At 34.4% G+C, this 14363-nt stretch carries 16 protein-coding genes and 1 riboswitch; of the genes, 13 read left to right on the forward strand and 3 right to left on the reverse strand.

Translation table 11 applies throughout. From position 1 onward, the window contains the following. The first annotated feature begins 93 nt into the window (after window positions 1-93). The 8 genes from FYC62_RS05015 (at window position 94) to FYC62_RS05050 (ending at window position 6968) form a co-directional block, all read left to right on the forward strand. Window positions 94-723 (forward strand): hypothetical protein, encoded by a 630-nt coding sequence (locus FYC62_RS05015; RefSeq protein WP_149074160.1) that lies wholly within the window; start codon window positions 94-96, stop codon window positions 721-723. A gap of 219 nt (window positions 724-942) precedes the next feature. Further along, a complete protein-coding gene (locus FYC62_RS05020; protein ID WP_149074161.1) occupies window positions 943-1515 on the forward strand; it encodes a UbiX family flavin prenyltransferase in 573 nt (190 codons plus the stop codon). 124 nt (window positions 1516-1639) lie between these two features. Further along, on the forward strand, window positions 1640-2896 hold the full coding sequence (gene mtaB, locus FYC62_RS05025; protein ID WP_240534878.1) for a tRNA (N(6)-L-threonylcarbamoyladenosine(37)-C(2))-methylthiotransferase MtaB: 1257 nt from the start codon (window positions 1640-1642) through the stop codon (window positions 2894-2896). 16 nt (window positions 2897-2912) lie between these two features. Then, on the forward strand, window positions 2913-4076 hold the full coding sequence (locus FYC62_RS05030) for a prolipoprotein diacylglyceryl transferase (RefSeq protein WP_149074162.1): 1164 nt from the start codon (window positions 2913-2915) through the stop codon (window positions 4074-4076). Beyond that, complete coding sequence (locus FYC62_RS05035; protein WP_149074163.1) at window positions 4076-4411, forward strand: GtrA family protein; 336 nt, start codon at window positions 4076-4078, stop codon at window positions 4409-4411. Before FYC62_RS05030 ends, FYC62_RS05035 begins: the two co-directional genes overlap by 1 nt. A gap of 117 nt (window positions 4412-4528) precedes the next feature. Next, complete coding sequence (locus tag FYC62_RS05040; RefSeq protein WP_149074164.1) at window positions 4529-5323, forward strand: inositol monophosphatase family protein; 795 nt, start codon at window positions 4529-4531, stop codon at window positions 5321-5323. Next, window positions 5320-5805, forward strand: coding sequence for a heme-binding domain-containing protein (locus tag FYC62_RS05045; RefSeq protein WP_149074165.1), 486 nt, complete (start codon window positions 5320-5322; stop codon window positions 5803-5805). Before FYC62_RS05040 ends, FYC62_RS05045 begins: the two co-directional genes overlap by 4 nt. A gap of 20 nt (window positions 5806-5825) precedes the next feature. Continuing rightward, the gene (locus tag FYC62_RS05050) at window positions 5826-6968 is read left to right on the forward strand and encodes a putative sensor domain DACNV-containing protein (protein WP_149074166.1); all 1143 of its coding nucleotides are present in this window, start codon (window positions 5826-5828) and stop codon (window positions 6966-6968) included. Here FYC62_RS05050 and FYC62_RS17045 read toward each other — a convergent pair. Next, window positions 6957-7133, reverse strand: a complete 177-nt coding sequence (locus tag FYC62_RS17045; RefSeq protein WP_168199389.1) for a hypothetical protein — start codon at window positions 7131-7133, stop codon at window positions 6957-6959. The two genes, FYC62_RS05050 and FYC62_RS17045, sit on opposite strands and share 12 nt — an antisense overlap. Continuing rightward, window positions 7120-7395: a hypothetical protein gene (locus tag FYC62_RS05055; RefSeq protein WP_149074167.1), complete on the reverse strand. Its 276-nt coding sequence runs from the start codon at window positions 7393-7395 to the stop codon at window positions 7120-7122. Before FYC62_RS05055 ends, FYC62_RS17045 begins: the two co-directional genes overlap by 14 nt. A 183-nt stretch (window positions 7396-7578) precedes the next feature. Continuing rightward, window positions 7579-7769: riboswitch (cobalamin riboswitch) on the forward strand. Window positions 7770-7980: 211 nt separating this feature from the next. Between FYC62_RS05055 and FYC62_RS05060 the strand changes: the two genes are divergently transcribed. From FYC62_RS05060 to FYC62_RS05080, 5 genes are all read left to right on the forward strand, one after another. After that, complete coding sequence (locus FYC62_RS05060; protein WP_149074168.1) at window positions 7981-9786, forward strand: TonB-dependent receptor plug domain-containing protein; 1806 nt, start codon at window positions 7981-7983, stop codon at window positions 9784-9786. Between the two features lie 35 nt (window positions 9787-9821). Then, window positions 9822-10400, forward strand: coding sequence for a DUF6580 family putative transport protein (locus FYC62_RS05065; RefSeq protein WP_149074169.1), 579 nt, complete (start codon window positions 9822-9824; stop codon window positions 10398-10400). A 170-nt stretch (window positions 10401-10570) separates the two neighbouring features. Continuing rightward, window positions 10571-11074 carry a bifunctional adenosylcobinamide kinase/adenosylcobinamide-phosphate guanylyltransferase gene (locus FYC62_RS05070; protein ID WP_149074170.1) on the forward strand — a complete coding sequence of 168 codons (504 nt, stop codon included), beginning with the start codon at window positions 10571-10573 and terminating at the stop codon, window positions 11072-11074. Between the two features lie 8 nt (window positions 11075-11082). After that, window positions 11083-11775 (forward strand): SIR2 family NAD-dependent protein deacylase, encoded by a 693-nt coding sequence (locus FYC62_RS05075; RefSeq protein WP_149074171.1) that lies wholly within the window; start codon window positions 11083-11085, stop codon window positions 11773-11775. Next, the gene (locus FYC62_RS05080) at window positions 11768-12490 is read left to right on the forward strand and encodes a Dph6-related ATP pyrophosphatase (RefSeq protein ID WP_149074172.1); all 723 of its coding nucleotides are present in this window, start codon (window positions 11768-11770) and stop codon (window positions 12488-12490) included. Before FYC62_RS05075 ends, FYC62_RS05080 begins: the two co-directional genes overlap by 8 nt. A gap of 461 nt (window positions 12491-12951) precedes the next feature. Here FYC62_RS05080 and FYC62_RS05085 read toward each other — a convergent pair whose 3' ends face one another. Next, complete coding sequence (locus tag FYC62_RS05085; protein ID WP_149074173.1) at window positions 12952-14343, reverse strand: arginine decarboxylase; 1392 nt, start codon at window positions 14341-14343, stop codon at window positions 12952-12954. Window positions 14344-14363: the final 20 nt, after the last annotated feature.

A 14363-nucleotide genomic window follows, 5' to 3' on the forward strand; every position in this document is an offset into this window, starting at 1 on the left:
AACTTGATAATGAAACATTTATCAAACCTTATCGTTTTTAAGATGTTATAAGTTTACATCATCAATAATAAAGGAAAGCATATCCTCTATATCATGAAAACAAATTATTTAATAACGCTGGGTTTTTCTATTCTTTTGCTGAATAGCGTGAATGCCCAAAGTTTAATCATCCCTGCAAAAGGAAAACACATTATAAAAGATAAATCCATTAAAGAATTAAGGTTAGACTCTTTGGTGCTCAATAAAAAGTCATCTTTAGAAATACAGGGCAAAAAAGATTTTACCATTTATGCTAATCATATCATCTTGGCAGATAAAACTTTTATCACTGCACTTGATGATAAAAATAATGGAACCAATCTTATACTATCTGGTAAGTTTATAAAAATTGGTAAAACGGTTGTAGATGTATCTGGTAGAACTTACGAAGTAGGAAATAAAACCGAAGCAAATGGTAATGGTGGTAAGTTAACCATTGTGTATGATAGCGATGGTTTAAAACCTCAGCACTTAGACAACAAAGAAAAAAATTACATCGAAACTTTAGCTAAAGGAGCTTCAACCAGTACAAACCCTTATGTTGATGTTCAAAATTTATGGTATCGGGTAGCTTTAGGCTCCGGAATTGGTCGCTCGCCAATGGGTTTACCACAAGGAAAAGTATATGATGCCAGCGAAGGTAAGGATGGAGAAGTAGAAATTAAGCCTTTAAATGAAAATTAATTTCCTTATTTTTTTATTTATTAACTCGGATAATCAATTGAAAAAAAACAAAAAAAATCTGTTAAAATTTTATAAATATTTTGGTAATAATAAAAATGTTCCTACATTTGTAATGCCCTCCCAAAGGGCATGTTTTCATAGGTAGATGTAGGGTCGAATACTTGTTATTCGGCCCTTTTTTATTTCAAACTAAATCTTAGCTTAGCCGTTAATATAATCATGAGAAAAAGAAAGATTGTTGTAGCCGTTACCGGAGCCAGTGGTGCTATTTATGCAAAACTTTTGTTAGATAAATTAGTGAAACTGCAAAATCAAATAGAAGCTGTAGGTGTTGTGATGTCTGATAACGCAAAAGACGTATGGCAATACGAGTTAGGTCATCAAGATTATCAAAACTATCCTTTTACTTTTTATGCTAAATCAGATTTCATGGCTCCCTTTGCATCTGGCTCTGCCAAATACGATACTATGATTATTGTACCATGTTCTATGGGTACAATGGGGCGCATTGCAGCAGGAATATCAAACGATTTAACCACCAGAGCTGCTGATGTTATCCTTAAAGAAAGAAGAAAATTAATCTTAGTTGCTAGAGATACGCCTTTAAATCTTATCCATATCACCAATATGAAAACAGTAACAGAAGCAGGGGGGATCATCTGCCCAGCTATACCATCTTTTTACAGCAGACCTCAAACTATTGAAGAAGTAGCCTTAACCGTAGTGAACAGAATTATTGATTTAGCAGGTTTAGATGATGATACTTACCGCTGGGGAGAAAATCAAGCTTAAAGCTGATGCTGATTTAAAAGACCTTTCAACCAAAATTAGTATCTTTGCCGCCATTAATAGAGATGAATAAAAAGTTGCTTTTTACACTTTAGGCTGTAAGTTAAACTATTCTGAAACTTCAACCATTGGCAGGCAGTTTAGTGCGGCTGGTTTTGATACGGTAGATTTTACCGATCAAGCTGATATATATATTATCAATACCTGTTCTGTAACAGAAAATGCCGATAAAAAGTGTAAGAAAGTAGTTAAAGAAGCTTTAAAACACTCGCCATCTGCATATATCGCTATTGTTGGCTGTTATGCACAACTAAAACCTCAGGAAATTGCCAATATAGAAGGTGTGGATGTGGTTTTAGGTGCTGCCGAGAAATTTCAGTTGATAGAGCATATTACCGATTTAACCAAGAAGCCTAAAGCAGAAATTTATAATCAACCTATACAAGAGGCTACAAGTTTTGTATCTGCCTTTTCTATAGGCGACCGTACCCGTACTTTCTTAAAAGTTCAAGATGGCTGCGATTATTCTTGTACTTTTTGTACCATTCCCTTAGCCCGTGGAGAAAGCAGAAGCGATACCATTGCTAATGTTGTGAAACAAGCAGAAGAAATTGCAGCGTCTGGTATTAAAGAAATTGTGCTTACAGGTGTGAATTTGGGAGATTTTGGTATTCGTGATGGTAAAAGAGAAGACAAATTCTTTGATTTGGTTAAAGCTTTAGATGAAGTGGATGGTATCAACCGTATTCGTATATCATCTATAGAGCCTAATTTATTAAGTACCGAGATTATTGAGTTTGTAGCACAGTCTAACAAATTTGTACCTCATTTCCATATTCCATTACAATCTGGAACCAATAAAATATTAGCCTTAATGAAAAGGCGTTACCGCCGAGAGCTCTACGCAGATAGGGTAGCTACCATAAAAAGTATCATGCCTAATTGCTGTATTGGTGTTGATGTTATTGTTGGTTTTCCCGGAGAAACTCGTCAGGATTTTTTAGATACTTATGATTTTTTAAATCAATTAGATATATCATATTTACACGTATTTACCTATTCTGAAAGAGAAAACACACCTGCCGCAACTATGGAAGGTATTGTACCTATGCATGAAAGGGCAGAACGTAGTAAAATGCTCCACATCTTATCAGATAAAAAAAGAAGGGCTTTTTATGAAACCGAAGTGGGTAATATAGCCGAAGTTCTTTTTGAAGGTGATATTAAAGAAGGTTTTATGCATGGTTTTACCAGAAATTATGTGAAAGTAAAAGCCAAGTACGACCCCATTCTGGTAAACGAAATTAAAACTGTAAAATTAGAAGCCATTAGTGCCGATGGAGATATGTCTGTTTCAGAAATACAGGAAATCTTAACCCATTAAAAAAACCAAAAATAATATGTTCCCTACGCTATCTTATCTTATCGAGTATTTAACAGGTGTAAATATTCCTTTGCCTATCCAAACTTTTGGTTTTTTTGTTGCCTTAGCTTTTATGGCCGGTTATTGGGCTTTCTCAGAAGAGTTTAAAAGAAGAGAAAAACTAGGCGAAGTACATCCTTTTCAAAAAACGGTCATCATAGGAAAAGGACTTAGCACCAATGAAATTATCTTGAACGGTATATTTGGCTTTTTAATAGGCTTCAAACTGGTATACGGTATTTTTAATTATGCCGAGTTTGTAAACAGTCCGCAAGACGTTTTATTATCTACCAAAGGGAATTTTGCTGCTGGTTTTTTAGTGGCTATTTTATTTATTTATTGGGCTTATGCCGAGAATAAGAAACAAAAACTTGCTCAACCTAAAACAGTAGTTCAAACGGTTCATCCACATGAATTAATGGGAACTTTAATTGCCTGGGCAGCTATAACAGGTATTTTAGGGGCTAAAATTTTCGATAATTTAGAATATTGGGATCGCTTTATGCAAGACCCTATCCAAAACCTATTATCATTTAGTGGTTTAACTTTTTACGGCGGATTAATTTGTGGTGGCGCAGCGGTGCTATACATCGCCAATAAAAATGGCATTAAACCAGTTCACATGTTAGACATTGGCGGACCCGGTATGATGTTAGCTTATGGTGTAGGGCGTTTAGGCTGTCAATTATCTGGCGATGGAGATTGGGGAATAGAAAACTTAAGCGCAAAACCTAACTGGTTAACTTGGTTGCCAGATTGGGCTTGGGCTTCCAAATATCCGCATAATGTGATTAACGAGGGTGTGCCAATTGCCGGCTGCGAAGGTAAGTTTTGTTTCGAGTTAGCTAATCCTGTTTATCCTACACCACTATATGAAGCTTTTATCTGCATCCTACTTTTTGCCTTTCTTTGGGCTATAAGAGATAGAATTAAAGCTCCGGGTTTGTTGTTTTCTATTTACCTGATTTTAAATGGTATAGAACGTTTTTTAATAGAAAGTATTCGTGTAAACTCTAAATATGAAGTTGCCGGACTTTCCTTCACACAAGCCGAATTAATTTCATCAATCATGATATTAGCAGGTATAGGAGGCATTATTTGGTCTGTAAAAAATTATAAGTCGGGAAGGGCGGTAGCCTAATGCCTGTTTTATCAAAATCAGAGACTTTAAATGCTTTTTATCAACATAAAATGGTGCGTTTTTTCCTTTCTGCAGGAATTGCCACCATTACAGATGTTTTGGTGTATTATACCATCATCAATTATGTATTAAAGCATCAGAGTATACAATTTAACCAGTTTAGGGCTAGTGCCCACGAGTTTACTTTAACTATTTCTTACTCGGTTGGTATTATTGTTAACTTCTTAATTACCAAATACACCGTATTTAACGAATCTAATCTGAAAGCCAGAAAGCAGTTTATACGCTTTGCTACCATAGCTTTTATTGGTTTTTTGCTAACTACGCTTTATTAAGATTTTTTGTAGAGCTGTGTGGTTTTTGGCCTACGGCCGGGCGTATTAGTTCTGCTTTAAGTTTAGGTTTTGCCAGTTACTACATCCATAAATTATTTACGTTTAAAGTTCGTACCCATGCTTAACTATCAGGAATTGTGTGATGAAGTTATCCGTATTGCTAAAGAAGCCGGAGCTTTTATCAGAAAAGAATCAGCATTATTTCAATCCTCAAAAATAGAATATAAAGGTACCAATGATATGGTTTCTTACGTGGATAAAACCTCTGAAGAAATGATTATATCAGCCTTAGCAAAAGTTTTACCTGGTTCTGGCTTTATTGCAGAAGAAGGAGAACATCAAAAAGCCGAAACTTTTAATTGGATTATAGACCCTCTAGATGGCACTACCAATTTCATTCATGGTATTCCGGCTTTTGCGGTAAGCATAGCTTTGCAAGAAGGAGATGAACTGGTTTTAGGTGTAGTTTATGAAATTGGTAAGGACGAATGCTTTTACGCTTGGAAAGGAAGCGCTGCTTTCTTAAATGGTAAAGAAATAAAAGTCTCTGCTAGTACTAAAGTAGCCGATAGCTTGCTAGCAACAGGTTTTCCTTATTATGATTTTACCCGTAAAGATGCCTATATGGCTTTATTTGGAGATTTAATACAAAGCTGCCACGGTTTAAGAAGGATAGGAGCTGCTTCTGTAGATTTAGTTTATACAGCTTGTGGTCGTTTTGATGCTTATTTTGAATATAATTTAAAACCTTGGGATATTGCCGCAGGGATGTTTATTGTACAACAAGCAGGCGGAGAAAATTTTGATTTTGAAGGTGGGAAAAATGCTTTAAAAAATTGCGATATTGTCTCCACAAACGGACACATATCACAAGAATTATTAACGGTTATAAACAAGTATTTTAAATCATGAAGAAGAAAATTTTATTAGGCTTATTGGCTGTTTTGGTGATTATACAATTTATCAAACCAGAAAAAAATGTAAGCTCTACACCATCTGTTAACAGTATACACAATAAGTTTCCTGCAAATGAGGAAACCATGCAGATTTTAAAAACTGCTTGTAATGATTGCCATACCAACAATACCGTTTACCCTTGGTATGCTCATATACAGCCAGTGGCTTGGTGGTTAGATAGCCATGTAGATGATGGTAAAAAACATTTAAATTTTGATGAGTTTTTAACTTACAAACTTAAAAAGCAAGACCATAAACTAGAAGAATTAATAGAGTCTCAGGAAGACCATTGGATGCCTTTAGATTCTTATACTTGGATACATAAAGATGCTAAGTTAGATGAAAAACAAAGACTTGCATTGGTTAATTGGGCTAAAGAAACACGTTTAAAAATTCAAAGCGACCCTGCTTTTGCATTAGAAGAAGATAAAAAATAGAAAAATGTATAATGGCTTCTATGCAATACTCCCCAAAGTATCAGTCGGCAAAAATTGTTGCTCCTAAAATAGAGGAGCACTTTCTGCATCATATTGCTTTAGCAAGCCATAAAGGAGAGCAGGATATTGCTACTATACCGCAGGTAAGTATCATAGAAGCTATTATTGATGTTTGTTTCTGGGCGAGTTTTAGAAGTGAAGAAGGTAAATATCCACGTATTTCTTTAGCTTTTTTATCTCCCGAGCAAGCTTTACATCCGGTAGTATTTCAAGAGAAATTAAGTTTAAATGCTTATGTACTTTCTAAATTAGCCCCAGGTATAGAAGGTGCCGGTATACATTTAGGCGTTTGGTATCAGGATGGTGAGCTTTATGTTTGGGGCTCTACCACCAGCATTCCCGATTATTGTTTCGTTTTAGATGTTTCTGAACCTGGCTTATTGGTAATCAAACATAAGCGTATTAATGGTTACGGAAAATTTACCAACGTTGTCATCCTCAAGGGTGATGAAATTAAAATTGTGAATGAAGATAGTGGTATGCTACCTGATAGTCCGCAAATTCTGAAATCACTTTTAGGTTTTACGGCACCATATTTAAGAAACGATACGGCTAACATCCTGATACAATTAGCAGTTTTTATGCGCTCTCATGGTAGAGGAGGAACTTTGCTGCTTACCCCATCGGCTGACGAGCAATGGAAATCTTCTTTGATACAGCCTTTTCATTATCAGTTAAATCCGCCGTTTGAAGGCTTAGCTAATTTAATTTTAAAAGACGGTGCTAACATCAGCGAAAGCTTATGGGTAAGTAAATTAAAAAGAGAAGTTGACCATATTGCAGGTTTTACAGCTATAGATGGCGCAACTATTATTAATGATAAATATGAGCTTTTAGCCTTTGGCGTAAAGATTGGCAAACGTGAAGGAAATACCAGCGTAAAAAAGATAGCTTTTATTGAGCCTGTTATAGGTGGTGAGGCTTCTTTGTTAGAAGTTTCGAGATTGGGGGGTACCAGGCACCTTTCTGCCGCTCAGTTTGTTTTTGATAATCATGATTGTATTGCTTTGGTAGCTTCGCAAGATGGATATTTTACAGTGTTGTCTTGGTCAGAAAGTATGAAATGCGTACAAGCGCATCGTATAGAAACTTTACTTTTTTAACTTCTTTTTGTTTGAGCTTTCATTATCTGTTTCAAAAATAGAAACAGGTTTATTAGCAATCTCATCGTTTCTTTTTACCAATAAATCTCTTTTAGCTTTTTGCTTTTTCCAGTCTTTTCTATTGGCTTGTGGTTCATCAAAAGTCATAGCTTTAAATTTTAGCATGTCTAAAAATTAATAAATTAACCGTTAAAACTGCAGCACCCAATAGAAACTGAAACATATCGCCAAAAGGCAATAATTTTAAAGAAATAATCCAGCTGCCTATACTCAAAATTGATAAAACATAGAGTAAACTAGTGTATAACACATGCTGTTTGCCTTTATTTAGTTCTTCACTTAGTCTGTGTTGATGATGATTAAAATTTGTTTGTAGTGCGCTTTTGCTTTTTAAAGCTTTTACGTTACTGGCGATATTGATTTTCATAGCGATAATATTTTGGTAGACTATAAACTATAATCGATAACTGTACCAAAAAAATAATAAAATTGATTTTATGAAAAATATATCATTTTGATGGATTAAAACTTCTTTTCTTTTGGTTTTTTATAATTTTTTGGTGCTTATTGTGAATTGTTTAAAAAAAATGAAACAATAAAATATTTTCCTCTTATCTTTGCGGCGTTATGGTTCTCGTTTTAGAACGAGATTAAAAGGGAATGAAGTGTAATTCTTCAACTGTCCCGCAGCTGTAAGCTCTAGAAAACTGTTTCTTAAAGCGCCACTTGTTTGATACTTCAAACTGGGAAGGTTAGAAACGGGGAGTAAGTCAGAAGACCTGCCTAACTGTTAAAAATTCATAGCTTTCGGGGATTGAAGCGTTTGAATGAGAATACTACCATAAGGTATTTCAATTTCAAAACCAATTTTCTGTTTGCTGTGGGCTAAAACTCACAACAAAATGAAAAGAAAAACATTTACGTTGCAGCAGGCCTAGGGCTTGTTCAACTGGCATTAACAGATGCCCGGCTTTATGCACAATCGCAAAAGCCCAGTTCATTAAGCGAGGTCGTGGTAACAGCTTCTCGTTCTCCAAAAAAAATCAGTGATATTGGTAAAATGGTTAGGGTAATCTCTCGAGAAGAGATAGAACGCTCTCAAGGCAGGACCTTACCAGAATTGTTAAACACTGTTCCCGGTTTAAACGTTACCGGTAGCGGTAGTGCTTTGGGCGAAGTAAAATCAGTTTACCTAAGAGGTGCTTCTTCTGCCAATACGCTTATTTTAATAGACGGTATTCCGGTGAATGATGCATCAGGAATTTCTGGTGAATATAATTTAGCAGCTATCGCAATAGACCAAATAGAAAGAATAGAAGTATTAAAAGGTGCTAGCTCTACTTTATATGGTTCAGATGCTGTAGCAGGTGTTATCAATGTCATCACTAAAAAAGGAGAGGGCAAGCTTAAAACAAATGCCTTGTTAAGTGGTGGCTCTTACAATACTTACAAACAAGCTGTTGGTCTTAATGGTAATATCAATAAAACAGCTGTAGCTTTAAATTTTTCTAATTTAGATAGTAAAGGTTTTTCGTCTGCCCAGCCTTTAAATGCAGCTTCTCTTTTTGAGAAAGACAAATTTAGTCAGCAAGGTTTAAGTCTTAATTTATCTCAATACCTTAACAACACCGTAAAAATATTAGGTGGTTTACAACTTAATAATAATAAATCTGGTTTAGATGGTGGAGCTTTTCAAGACAATACTAATTATAACTACAATAAAGTAGCTTTATTAGGAAATATTGGCCTTAATGTAGCTTTAAGAAAAGGTAATTTAAGCTTAATAGCTAGCCAAAATAATGTATCTAATAAGTTTAATAATAACGGCGCTAATAGTTATTACAAAGGCAGTATTACCAATGTAGAAGGTATATTCTCATACAAAGTGAATAACTTTTTAGATTTAACATCAGGGGCTAATTATAAATACAGTGCTACCGACCAATTTAGTGGTTTTGGTGCGCCACTTACTGCAGGAAATGCTAATAACAATATCGCTAGTCTTTTTACCTCTCTATTCTTTAACGTAAAAGATGTTTTTAGGATGGAGCTAGGTGGTAGATACAATAACCATAGCGCTTTTGGAGATAATTTTACTTATACTTTTAATCCTTCTGTATTACTATTCAATAGTATTAAGGTTTATGGTAATATTTCTTCTGCTTTTAGAGTACCAAGTTTATATCAGCTTACTTCAGAATATGCAGACCCTAATGGATTAAACCCAGAGACATCTTTTAACTATGAGGCTGGCTTTAGTACAGATTTATTCCAGAATAAATTAAACATCAATACCAGCGTCTTTTTTAGAGAGATTGATGATGTGATTGATTTTGGCTCTAGAGCAGATGGTAGCTTTGGTTATTTAAATCAGAATCAGCAAAATGATGAGGGTATAGAAACCGAAATTGGCTTTAAACCTAGCGATAAATTAAGCATCAGTGCATTTTATGCTTATGTATATGGTAGGGTAATTAAATCTCCGGGTACGCCAGGAGCTTTTAATCTTTCTAGAAGACCAGTAAATTCATCAGGCGCTAATGTGAGCTATAACTTGAATAAAAACTTAAGTTTTAGCCTATTATACAAATGGACAGATAGTAGAAGAGATATTTATTACGATACCGATTTTAACGAACAAAATGTAGTTTTAACATCGTATCATAAGTTTGATGCCTATGTACAGTATAAAACAAAGAAAAATGTTACGCTTTTCGCGGATGTAAAAAATCTCTTTGATGCCAGATATAATGATTTTGCAGGCTATAATACCATGGGTACAAACTTTAATGCAGGTATAAGCTTTCTTTTTCAATAAGATTTAATAAATTTACCATTCATAATTTATAACATATGTCTTTAAATAAAATAAACGTAAGAAACTGGGTATTGGTAGTGATGATTCTTGCCGCAGCTGCTACAAGATTTTTTAGCTTAGGCGAACAAACTGCTTGGTCTAATTTTACCCCTGTAGGTGCAATTGCTATGTTTGGTGGTACTTATTTTACCAATAAATACAAAGCTTATTTAGTTCCTCTAATTACCCTTTTTATAAGTGATATTTTTGTAACCTATTCTTACACAGGAGAGTTTACTTTATTTTACAATGGTTTTATTTGGGTTTATATCTGCTTTGTAGCTATGGTATTTATTGGAAGCTTAATTAAAACAGTTAATGTAAATACTGTTTTATTAGGTTCATTAGCTGGTGTTTTAATTCATTGGTTAGTTACTGATATTGAACCTTGGTTAGGTGGCACTTTATACAATAAAGACATTACAGGTTATTACCAATCTTTAATTGCAGCAATTCCTTTTGAGAAAAACCTATTGTTAGGAAACTTAGTATTTGGTGCAGTTTTATATGGTGGTTTTGAATTAGCAAAATCTAAATTCACTATCTTAAAAAGTCAAAAAGAATTGGCATACTAAATACTAAATAGCATACCATAAAGAGGTTGTCTAAATAATCGTATTTGTCACATTGAGCGGAGTCGAAATGTACTCTGAGTTACTCAAAAGGCTTCGACTCCGCTCAGCCTGACAAAAAATGATGTTGTAAGACAACCTCTTTTTTTATGTTTAAAATTTAAGAAAATAGCATGATTTACTATATATCCGGAGGTGCCCGTTCTGGGAAAAGCAGCTACGCACAAAACCTAGCTTTATCTTTAACCAATAAGCCTGTTTATTTGGCTACAGCCCGTAATTGGGATAAAGATTTTGAAAAACGTATCATCAGGCATCAACAAGACCGAGATGAGCGCTGGGAGAATATAGAAGAAGAGAAATATCCCGCTAAAATTGATTTTACAGGCAAAGTAGTAGTTATAGATTGTGTAACCTTATGGCTTACCAATTTTTTTGTAGATACTAAATACAATGTAGAAGCATCTTTAGAACAAATAAGACAAGCTTTTGATGATTTAACGCAACAAGAGGCTACTTTCATCATCATCTCTAATGAATTAGGAATGGGCTTACATGCCGATACAGAATCCGGAAGGAAGTTTACCGATTTGCAAGGTTGGTTTAATCAATACATTGCTAAAAAAGCGGATAAAGCTATCTTTATGGTATCAGGTTTACCACTTACGCTAAAATAAATTGCCTTATGAAAAAGAAAATCATTGTTTTAACAGGTGCCGGTATTAGTGCAGAAAGTGGCTTAAAAACTTTTAGAGATGCCGATGGCTTGTGGGAAGGTTATGCCATTGAAGATGTTGCTACGCCAGAAGCTTGGCAAAGAAACCCAGTCTTAGTACAGCAGTTTTATAATGAAAGAAGAAAAGGTGTTTTAGCAGCAGAACCTAATCCTGCACATTTTGCCTTGAAAAAATTAGAAGAAAAGTTTGAAGTCTTAATCATCACCCAAAATATTGATGATTTACATGAGCGAGCAGGTTCTTCAAATATTATGCATTTACATGGAGAAATTGTTTATGCCCGTTCTTCGCAAAACCCAGCCTTGCTATATAAATTAGATAAGCCTGAAATAGAAATGGGAGAATTATGTGAGTTAGGCAGTCAGCTACGCCCACATGTGGTGTGGTTTGGCGAGGCTGTACCCATGATTACCAAGGCTATGCATGAAATGCCTTTGGCGGATATAGTTATCTTAATTGGCAGCTCATTAGCTGTGTATCCCGCTGCGGGTTTATTAGAGCTTGCTCGTAAGGAGGTACCTGTTTATGTTATAGATCCTAAAATACCTGAAGTTAGAATCTCCAATCCACTTATTAAAATAGAAGAGAAAGCTAGCCTTGCTGTTCCTCTTTTAGTTGAAAAACTGTTGAAACATGAATAGGAAACCATGTATTTTTAATTGGAGCGGGGGTAAAGACTCAGCTTTAGCTTTATATTACTTATTGCAAAATCCAGATTATGAGGTTAAATATTTGGTAACTACTATTAATGATAGTTTAAATCGTATTTCTATGCATGGAGTACGAGAATCGCTCTTGTTGCAACAGGCAGCAAGCTTAGGTATTCCATTATATCAAATTAGATTACCAGAAATGCCAGGTATGTCAGTATATGATGAAATCATGCATCATCATTTAACCATTCTGAAAGAAGAAGGAATTACACATTCCGTTTTTGGAGATATTTTTTTGGAGGATTTAAAAGCTTACCGCGAAGCGAAATTACAAGAAGTAGGGATGGAGGCCGTATTTCCACTGTGGCAAAAAGATACTAAAAAATTAATTCACGACTTCTTGAATTTAGGTTTTAAAACTGTAATAGCTTGCACACAAGAAAATTTAGGAGCTTATGTAGGGAAAGTTATTGATATAGCTTTAATAAACAGTTTGCCAGAAAATATAGACCCATGCGGAGAAAACGGAGAATTCCACACTTTTGTGTTTGAAGGCCCCATTTTTAAAAACGCTATTCCTTATACTTTAGGCGAGAAAGTTTTTAAAAGCTATCCAACACCCAAAAACGAAGACGATGTTTGCTTCACTAAAGACGACAAACCCAAAAACCTAGGCTTCTGGTATGTGGATTTGGTGGGGTAGGTGGTTAGGTGGTTAGTTTGTTAGGTGGTTAGGGGTTAGTTTGTTAGGTGGTTAGTTTGTTAGGTGGTTAGTTTGTTAGGTGGTTAGGGGTTAGTTTGTTAGGTGGTTAGTTTGTTAGGTGGTTAGTTTGTTAGGTGATTAGGACCTATAAAATTCAATAATTAGTCTTAAAAACAAAAAATGCCTAAACTCTATAGAATTTAAGCAATTTGAATTTTTATTTTTTACTTTTCAACTCAACAGTTACTCTTAACTTATTACGCAAGTAAGCACTTTTGAATTTTTACTTTTAAAAGCACTTTTGAATTTTCACTTTTGACTTTTTAATTTAATAAGCACTTTTGAATTTTTACTTTTGAATTTTTAATTTAATAAGCACTTTTGAATTTTTACTTTTGAATTTTTACTTTTGAATTTTTACTTTTGAATTTTTAATTTAATAAGCACTTTTGAATTTTCAATTAAATATATCCCAGAATCTTCAAAACTTGTTTACTGTTTTGCTCTTCGCCAAAAACCTCATAGTTAAAAGTTTCGTCTCTATTTCTTCTGATGATGACATGCTTAGGTGAAGGTAGTAAACAATGGTGTATACCACCGTATCCACTTAAAACTTCTTGATAAGCACCCGTATGGAAGAAACCTAAATATTGTACTTTACGTGTTTTAGGCATGAAAACGCTGTTCATGTGTGCTTCTTGGTTGTAATAATCTTGTCCGTCGCAGGTAATACCACCTAAGTTAACACGTTCATATTCAGCATCCCAATTATTAATAGGTAATAAAATATAACGTTGATTTAAAGCCCAAACATCAGGAAGGTTAGTGATAAAAGACCCATCAAGCATTAACCACTTTTCACGATCGTTTTGTTGTTTTCTACCTAATACTTTGTATAGGATACCAGAAGCTTCGGCACAAGTGTATTTGCCAAATTCGGTAATAATATCTGGTTCCATTACCTCATGTTCGGCACAAATTTCTTTAATACGTTTTACAATCTCATTGATCATGTATTCATAATCAAAATCAAATACCAAAGAATCTTTAAATGGCATACCACCACCAATATCTAAAGTATCTAATTCTGGATTGATTTTCTTGAACTTACAATATAAGGTAACGTATTTTTCTAACTCGTTCCAATAATAAGGTGTATCAGAAATACCAGAGTTGATGAAAAAGTGTAGTAGTTTAACTCTAAAATTAGGGTTTTTACTGATTTTAGAATTATAAAAGTCTATAACATCTTCTTGTCTTATTCCTAAGCGTGAGGTGTAGAACTGAGAATCTGGCTGCTCTTCTGCTGCAATTCTAATTCCTAAGTTACAAGGGATATCTAGCTCAACTTCATCATCATATAAATTAAACTCTTCTTTATTATCTAAAACAGGAATGATGTTTGTAAAACCATCATGCAACATATCTATAATATATTGCTTGTATTGAAAAGTTTTAAAACCGTTGCAAATAACCGTAATATCTTTAGTAACAGCACCTTTCTTCTCCAAAGCATCAATCATAGGCATATCAAAAGCCGATGATGTTTCTAAGTGAATATCATTTTTTAGAGCTTCCTCTACAATATGCTTAAAGTGCGAGCTTTTGGTGCAATAGCAATACTTATAGCTACCACGATAATTATTTTTAAGAATAGCAGTTTGAAAAAGAATTTTTGCCTGCTGAATTTTTTTACTGATGATAGGTAAATAGGTGAAGCGCAGGGGAGTACCATACGTTTCAATCATCTCCATTAGGTTTAGATCATGAAAATATAATTCATCATCAATAATGTCAAAACCTTCTTGTGGGAAACCAACACTGAGGTCTAAGAACTCTTCGTAACTCTGCATTCTTTAGATTAAAATTTTCG

The sequence above is a fragment of the Pedobacter aquae genome (assembly GCF_008195825.1).
In the GTDB taxonomy this organism is placed as follows: Bacteria; Bacteroidota; Bacteroidia; order Sphingobacteriales; family Sphingobacteriaceae; genus Pseudopedobacter; species Pseudopedobacter aquae.